Annotated in this window: 8 protein-coding genes; 6 read left to right on the plus strand and 2 right to left on the minus strand. The window is 60.5% G+C overall.

What is annotated here, in order from left to right; genetic code table 11:
* Positions 1-243 (plus strand): hypothetical protein (locus tag YA0848_RS36045; RefSeq protein WP_232925115.1); only part of this gene is annotated, 243 nt, incomplete at its 5' end.
* A gap of 131 nt (positions 244-374) precedes the next feature.
* Here YA0848_RS36045 and YA0848_RS14265 read toward each other — a convergent pair.
* Positions 375-1,136 (minus strand): YdcF family protein, encoded by a 762-nt coding sequence (locus tag YA0848_RS14265; protein WP_034100901.1) that lies wholly within the window; start codon positions 1,134-1,136, stop codon positions 375-377.
* Positions 1,137-1,235: 99 nt separating this feature from the next.
* Complete coding sequence (locus YA0848_RS14270; protein WP_034100902.1) at positions 1,236-1,553, minus strand: hypothetical protein; 318 nt, start codon at positions 1,551-1,553, stop codon at positions 1,236-1,238.
* 262 nt (positions 1,554-1,815) lie between these two features.
* On the opposite strand from YA0848_RS14270, the gene leuS reads away from it, so the two are divergent.
* From leuS to YA0848_RS14295, 5 genes are all read left to right on the plus strand, one after another.
* Positions 1,816-4,422 carry a leucine--tRNA ligase gene (gene leuS / locus YA0848_RS14275; protein WP_169868452.1) on the plus strand — a complete coding sequence of 869 codons (2,607 nt, stop codon included), beginning with the start codon at positions 1,816-1,818 and terminating at the stop codon, positions 4,420-4,422.
* Between the two features lie 88 nt (positions 4,423-4,510).
* Complete coding sequence (locus tag YA0848_RS14280) at positions 4,511-5,122, plus strand: LPS-assembly lipoprotein LptE (protein WP_034100904.1); 612 nt, start codon at positions 4,511-4,513, stop codon at positions 5,120-5,122.
* Between the two features lie 39 nt (positions 5,123-5,161).
* A complete protein-coding gene (holA, locus tag YA0848_RS14285; protein WP_034100905.1) occupies positions 5,162-6,199 on the plus strand; it encodes a DNA polymerase III subunit delta in 1,038 nt (345 codons plus the stop codon).
* A gap of 112 nt (positions 6,200-6,311) precedes the next feature.
* Positions 6,312-6,476 (plus strand): alternative ribosome rescue factor ArfA, encoded by a 165-nt coding sequence (gene arfA, locus YA0848_RS14290; protein WP_003176285.1) that lies wholly within the window; start codon positions 6,312-6,314, stop codon positions 6,474-6,476.
* 61 nt (positions 6,477-6,537) lie between these two features.
* Positions 6,538-7,863 (plus strand): lytic murein transglycosylase, encoded by a 1,326-nt coding sequence (locus YA0848_RS14295; protein WP_034100906.1) that lies wholly within the window; start codon positions 6,538-6,540, stop codon positions 7,861-7,863.
* Positions 7,864-7,936 lie beyond the last annotated feature (73 nt).

Here is a 7,936-nt window from a genome sequence, read left to right on the forward strand (position 1 = left end):
AGACTAGTGGCAGCCAACTTCTTAAAAATTCCACCTTATCAACGCACAAAAAATTACGGCACGCAGCGAACCCGCACAAGCAAAAATCACTTATTCACACAACAACTTTTAATTGACCGCGAATTAATTGAAAATTTACGCAACCAAAGAATTACGAACCTCCATAAACAATCAATCAACACAACAACAAAAAGTTATTCATTTATATTCATCACTCAGCATCTTAGGTACTGCGCGCACTAGGATGTACTGCATATCCTACAAGCAAGAATGCGCCTGACCGCTTGTGCCATAAGGCCAGTTAGAACATTGCGTTCATACCGAAAACTGACCTTCTCTAAATCCGCCCAACGGCTGATTTCTTATGACGCAATTCAGCGGTAAAACAATCGATACCCCACCTGCCCGACCGCTTCGTTAATCAACTGCCCGCTCTGCCACACCGATTTGAATTCCGGCATCCAACCGCCCAGAGGACGGGCATTGTCCACCCCCAAAAAACCGACCGGGGCCGGTACGACGGTGAAACCGGCCTTTTCAAAACTCCAGACCGATCGCGGCATATGCCAGGCCTGGGTGACCACGACCACGCGCTTGATACCCTCGGGCAATAGAATCTCGGCGCTCATCTGCGCGTTCTCCCAAGTGGTACGGCTGCGTTCTTCCTTCCAGCGCACCGTGACGCCAAAGTCATCCTGCATCGACACCGCCATCAACTGCGCTTCGCTGGGGGGCGTGCCGTAATGCAGGCCACCGGTAGTCAGTACCGGCAACCCCGACGCCTTGGCCAAGCGCGCGGCGTAACGCTGGCGTTCCAGCCCAATGCCCGTAGGCTGATCGGCGCCCCAGGCGGGGTCGCCTCGCTCACGCCCGGAACCCAACACCACGATGGCGTCGGCGCGTTGGGCCAGGGTTGACCAGTCCTCACGAGCCAATGGCGGCTCGGTCTCAAGCGCACGGGCGCCCCACTCCACCATCACGGGCAGGCTGATCAACCACATACCGCCCAGGCCCAGGACAAAGCAGCAGCCGGCCAACTTCGGGCGGCTACGGCGAAACCACCAGGCAAGCGCCAGCAGCAGCAAGAGAATGCCGGGCGGCAGGAGCAGTTGTTTGATGAAATAACGAATAGGCATCGGGCATCTCCACAGATGCCCGAAGCCTAAGGTGTAACGGGGTCTAGCGACAATCTAGAAAGTTGCACGTTTAAATGGTGCTGTTCAGGGGGGAGCGAACTACTTGCAGCGGGCGGACCGGAATCTCTCCGGGCCACGACCGGCCGGCAAATCCTTGAGCCACACCACCTTGGCAGACTGCGTGGGCTCCTTGACTGGCGGGGTTGCCGCCATGGGAGGCGCACTGCACTTGTTGCGTTCCAGATAAGCCTTGATCAGTTCCAATTCCGCGCGGCTCAAACCGCGCAGTTCCAACTCCACAGGCCGCTCATCACGCAATCGGCCCGCAGTTCTCGCTGCATCCAATGCACGACCCAATCGGTCGATAAGTCCTTCGTAGATTTCCGGTTTCGTTGCGATTCGCTGCGATTCAACCATCCCCTCACCTCATTGAAGAAAGACTTGCTCCCCAATAAACAGCGTAGCCCCCGTAGCTGCGCCTGCCCGGCGCCGCGACAGACGGCCTTGGCCGCGCAATCAGGGTTTCCCTCGATAGAGTGGGGTCATGTATGCTACGGCGCTTCCTGTAACTCCACTTCCCGCAGGGTTTGGGCACGGATGCGGCGCTTTTGGGTGTCGATCTACCCGGACAATGCACCGAAGAGGATTAGGCCACCCCTATTCAGTTCAAAAAGTAGCCATGCACGAACAATATCAGCCCCGTGAAATAGAAAATGCCGCCCAAGCCTTCTGGGACGAGCAGAAGTCCTTTGAAGTCAGTGAACAGCCAGGCAAGGAGACCTTCTACTGCCTGTCGATGTTCCCTTACCCCAGCGGCAAGCTACACATGGGGCATGTGCGTAACTACACCATCGGCGACGTGATTTCCCGTTACCAGCGCATGCAAGGTAAAAACGTCCTGCAACCCATGGGTTGGGACGCCTTTGGCATGCCGGCGGAAAACGCGGCGATGAAAAACAATGTAGCGCCCGCCAAGTGGACCTACGAAAACATCGCCTATATGAAGACCCAGCTGCGCAGCCTGGGCCTGGCCGTGGACTGGTCCCGTGAAGTGACCACCTGCAAGCCGGACTACTACCGCTGGGAACAATGGCTGTTCACGCGCCTGTTCGAAAAAGGTGTGATCTACAAAAAGAGCGGCACCGTGAACTGGGACCCGGTCGACCAGACCGTACTGGCCAACGAGCAGGTGATCGACGGTCGCGGCTGGCGTTCCGGCGCGCTGATCGAAAAGCGCGAAATCCCGATGTACTACTTCAAGATCACCGCCTACGCCGATGAGCTGTTGTCGAGCCTGGATGATCTGCCGGGCTGGCCGGAACAGGTCAAGACCATGCAGCGCAACTGGATCGGCAAATCCAAGGGCATGGAAGTGCAGTTCCCGTACAACGTCGACTCCATCGGCGAAGCGGGCACCCTCAAAGTGTTCACCACCCGTCCCGACACCCTGATGGGTGCGACCTACGTCGCCGTGGCCGCCGAACACCCGCTGGCCGCCCTGGCGGCGCAGAACAACCCTGAGCTGCAGGCATTCATCGCCGAATGCAAAGGCGGTAGCGTGGCCGAAGCCGACGTCGCCACCCAGGAGAAGAAAGGCCTGCCGACCGGATTGTTCGTCGAGCACCCGCTGACCGGCGAGAAGTTGCCGGTGTGGGTCGCCAACTACGTGCTGATGCACTACGGCGATGGCGCGGTAATGGCCGTGCCGGCGCACGATGAGCGCGATTTCGAATTTGCGACCCAGTACAACCTGCCGATCAAAACCGTAGTGCGCACCAGCTCGGGCGACAGCAACCCGGCACCATGGCAAGACGCGTACGGCGAGCACGGCACCCTGATCAACTCCGGCGAATTCGACGGCCTGGACTTCGCCGGCGCCTTCGACGCCATCGAAGTGGCGCTGATCAAGAAAAACCTCGGCGCCTCACGCACCCAGTTCCGCCTGCGCGACTGGGGCATCAGCCGTCAGCGCTACTGGGGCTGCCCGATCCCGATCATTCACTGCGCCAGCTGCGGCGACGTGCCGGTGCCCGAAGATCAACTGCCTGTGGTGCTGCCGGAAGACGTGGTGCCGGACGGCGCCGGTTCGCCCCTGGCGCGCATGCCCGAGTTCTATGAGTGCAGCTGCCCGAAATGCGGCCAGCCGGCCAAGCGTGAAACCGACACCATGGACACCTTCGTCGAGTCCTCGTGGTACTACGCGCGCTACGCCTCGCCTCACTACGAAGGCGGCCTGGTAGAAAAAACCGCAGCCGACCATTGGTTGCCGGTTGACCAGTATATCGGCGGTATCGAACACGCCATTCTTCACCTGCTGTACGCGCGCTTCTTCCACAAGCTGATGCGCGACGAAGGCCTGGTCACGTCCAACGAGCCGTTCAAGAACCTGCTGACACAAGGCATGGTAATCGCCGAGACCTACTATCGCCGCGAAGCCAATGGCGCTTACACCTGGTTCAACCCGGCGGATGTAGAGCTGGAACGCGACAGCAAAGCCAAAGTCATCAGCGCCAAGCTGATCGCCGACGGCCTGCCGGTGGAAATCGGCGGCACCGAGAAGATGGCCAAATCGAAGAACAACGGCGTCGACCCGCAGTCGATGATCGACCAATTCGGCGCCGATACCTGCCGTCTGTTCATGATGTTCGCCTCGCCGCCCGACATGAGCGCCGAGTGGTCCGACTCCGGCGTGGAAGGTTCGCATCGCTTCCTCAAACGCGTCTGGCGTCTGGCCCATGCCCATGTCAGCCAGGGTCTGCCGGCCAAGCTGGACGTGGCCGCGCTGAACGACGAGCAGAAAGCCATTCGCCGCAGCATCCACCTGGCCATCAAGCAAGCAAGCCAGGACGTGGGCCAGAACCACAAGTTCAACACCGCCATCGCCCAGGTGATGACGCTGATGAACGTGCTGGAAAAAGCCCCGCAGGCTACCGAGCAGGATCGCGCGCTGATACAGGAAGGCCTGGAAACGGTCACCCTGCTGCTGGCCCCGATCACGCCGCATATCAGTCACGAACTGTGGAACCGCCTGGGTCACAGCGACGCGGTCATCGATGCGCGCTGGCCGGTACAGGATGACAGCGCCCTGGTGCAGGACACGCTGCAACTGGTCATCCAAGTCAACGGCAAACTGCGTGGTCAGATCGACATGCCAGCCAGCGCCAGCCGCGAAGAAGTCGAAGCGGCTGCGCGCAGCAACGAGAACGTGCTGCGCTTTACCGAAGGCCTGACGATCCGCAAAGTGATCGTTGTGCCAGGCAAACTGGTCAATATCGTCGCCAGCTAATCGGATCGGGCGCAGGGCTTGAGCCCTGCGCCGAACTAAACCTTCAGGGCCGCGATAAGGCCCGCCTGATTTCAAGGGGAGCAACAAAATGATCAAACGCAACTTGCTGGTTATGGGCCTTGCCGTGCTGCTGAGCGCTTGCGGCTTCCAGCTGCGCGGCACGGGCACCAATGACCTGTCCATCAAAGAATTGGACGTCAGCGCCCGTAACGCTTATGGCGAAACCGTGACGCAACTGCGTCAGGTCCTGGAAAACAGCGGCGTACATGTCTACACCGGCGCGCCCTACAAGCTGGTACTGGTGGACGAGAAAGAAACCCAACGTAACCTGAGCTACGCCAGCGCAGGCCGTGCATCGGACATCGAACTGAGCAGCGTGCTCAGCTTTGAGGTGCAGGGCCGTGATCACCTGCCGTTGATGGGTGACAAGATTCAGATCCAGAAGGTAGTGAGCCACGACGGTAACAACCTGGTGGGTTCGGATTCGGAAGTCATTCAAGTGCGCAAGGAAATGCGTCGCGACCTGGTTCAACGCATGATGTTGCGCCTGCAACTGCTCACACCTGAGCAGCTGGAAGTGCTGCAACGCACCGCTGACGACAAGGCCAAGGCAGAAGCCGACGCGCTTAAAGCGGCACAAGAGTACGAAGACAACACGCCGAAACAATCGCCTGTCGAAGTACCGGTACCGGTTGAGTAAGCCAAATGGGGCGCCCCAGGCGCCCCGTTCGCCCTGCCTATGAAACTCGCTCCCGCCCAACTCGCCAAACACCTGCAAGGTGGCCTCGCGCCCGTCTACATTGTCAGCGGTGACGACCCGCTGCTGTGCCAGGAAGCCGCCGACGCCATTCGCACGGCTGCCCGCCAGCAAGGTTTCGATGAGCGCCAGGTCTTCAGCGCGGATGCCAGCTTCGACTGGGGCACCTTGCTGCAAGCCGGTGCGAGCATGTCGCTGTTCGCCGAAAAACGCCTGCTGGAACTGCGCCTGCCTTCAGGCAAGCCCGGCGACAAAGGCGCTGCGGCCCTGATGGAATACTGTGCACGCCCCGCCGAGGATACGGTGTTGCTGATCAGCCTGCCCAAACTCGACGGCAGTGCGCAGAAAACCAAATGGGGCAAGGCGCTGGTGGAAGGCGCGCAGACCCAGTTCATCCAGATCTGGCCGGTGGACAGTAACCAATTGCCGCAGTGGATTCGTCAGCGCCTGTCCCAATCGGGCCTGGCGGCGACTCAAGACGCGGTCGAGCTGATCGCGGCCCGGGTTGAAGGCAACTTGCTTGCCGCCGCCCAGGAAATCGAGAAGCTCAAGCTGATGGCCGAAGACGGGCAGATCACCGTCGAAACCGTCCAGGGCGCCGTGGCCGATAGCGCGCGCTTTGATGTGTTCGGGCTGGTGGATGCGATTCTCAACGGCGAACCTGCCCATGCCCTGCGCATGCTCGAAGGGCTGCGCGGCGAGGGGGTGGAGCCGCCGGTGATTCTCTGGGCCCTGGCCCGTGAGTTGCGGGTACTGGCCAATATTTCCCTGCAATACAGCCAAGGTACGCCGCTGGACAAATGTTTCAGCCAGGCACGACCACCGGTATGGGACAAACGCAAACCCCTGATGAGCAAAGCCCTGCAACGGCATTCGGCGCAACGCTGGGCGCAGCTTCTGCTCGAAGCACAGCGCATCGATGCGCAAATCAAGGGACAAGCGGCCGGTTCGCCGTGGATGAGCCTGAGTCGTTTAGCGCTGCTGATGTCCGGGCAACGCCTGACACTCCCCGCCGAATAGCCCTCCCATCTGTTGACCGCGTTAACATTTCAAAAACCTTGTCGGGCTTTACAGCGGCCAAACTTCGGCAGATGATTTGCGCCGTTGTAACCACCTACCGAGAGTACCGACCATGAGCAAAAAGCCATCCAAGCATGGCCCCAACAAGGCCAAATCCATCATCGCCCAGCCACTGTTCCGCAGCCGTCAGGAACGCGCCGGCAAGGGCAAAGGCAGCTACCGCCGCGAAGCCTTCCAGTCTAATAGCTGGGAGGCTTCTTACTTTCTGGCTGCCTGAAGGCAAGCGCCCCTCTGGCATGATAAGGTCTGCACCTGATTTGTAATCCCTGGACCTGTGCATGCCCTCTAGCCTTTCCCGTCGTTGGCACCTGCGCCAATTGATCGCTGCCTCCAGCCTCATTCTGCTCGTCGCCTGCGCGGAAAAACCTACCGCCGCCGACGCCCAGCCCTTGCAGACGCTTCAGCCCGCCCCTGTGGTAGCGCCCGCCGTTGTGGCTCCGCTGGCCGTGGACAACCTGGATATCCAACCGACCCAGACCTTCGCCGAATGGCAGGCTGGCTTCCGTGCAGAGGCGCTAAAGGCCGGTATCACCCCCGCTGTTTTCGATACTGCCTTTGCCAACGTCACGCCTGATATGGCGGTGATTCGCGCCGACCGCAGCCAGCCGGAATTTTCTCGCCCGGTGTGGGAATACCTCGACGGCGCCCTGTCACCGGTGCGCGTGCGCAATGGCCAGGCGTTGCTGATCAAGTACGCCGATATTCTGCAACGCATCGAGCAACGCTACGGTGTCGACCGTCAGGCACTGGTCTCGGTGTGGGGCATGGAGAGCAACTTCGGCCAGTTCCAGGGTAACAACTCGGTGATCCGCTCCCTGGCGACCCTGGCCTACGAAGGCCGCCGACCGGCGTTTGCCCAGGCACAATTGCTGGCGGCCCTGCAGATCATCCAGCATGGCGATATCGCAGCCGACCAGATGAAAGGCTCCTGGGCCGGGGCCATGGGCCAGACCCAGTTCATTCCCACCACCTACAACACCCACGCCGTGGACTTCGACGGCGACGGTCGCCGGGATATCTGGAACAGCCCGGCCGACGCCCTCGCCTCCACCGCGCACTACCTGCAAAGCTCCGGATGGCAGAAAGGCCAGCCGTGGGGCTTTGAGGTCAAACAACTGCCAAGCAACTTCGATTACGCCCTGGCCGATGGCGGCACGCGCAAGACCGTTGGCGAATGGCTGAAACTGGGCCTCCAGTTGCCGCCGGGCGCCAGCATGCCGCCCAACGTCGATCAATTGTCCGCCGCCCTGCTGCTACCTGCGGGCTACCGTGGGCCGGCGTTCCTGGTGCTGGACAACTTCCGCGCCATCCTCAAGTACAACAACTCGTCGTCTTATGCACTGGCGGTTGGCCTGCTGTCCGAACGGTTCGGCGGTGGCGGTGTGATTCGTGGCGATTGGCCCAAGGATGAACTGCCCCTGAGCCGTTCACAGCGCATTGAGCTGCAAACGGTACTCAGCGCTAAAGGCTACGACGCGGGCAACCCGGACGGCATCATCGGCGCCAATACCCGCAAGGCCATTCGCGCGGCGCAACAGGCACTGGGCTGGCCGGCGGATGGGTATCCGACGGTGAAGTTGCTGGAGTCGCTGCAAAACCGCTAGATCGGCTGATGGCGGCTAATGCTATCGGGGGCAAGCCCCCTTCCACAGTTGACCGAGTTGTCATGTCGATCAC

The organism is Pseudomonas sp. S4_EA_1b, assembly GCF_016307435.1.
GTDB lineage: Bacteria > Pseudomonadota > Gammaproteobacteria > Pseudomonadales > Pseudomonadaceae > Aquipseudomonas > Aquipseudomonas rhodesiae.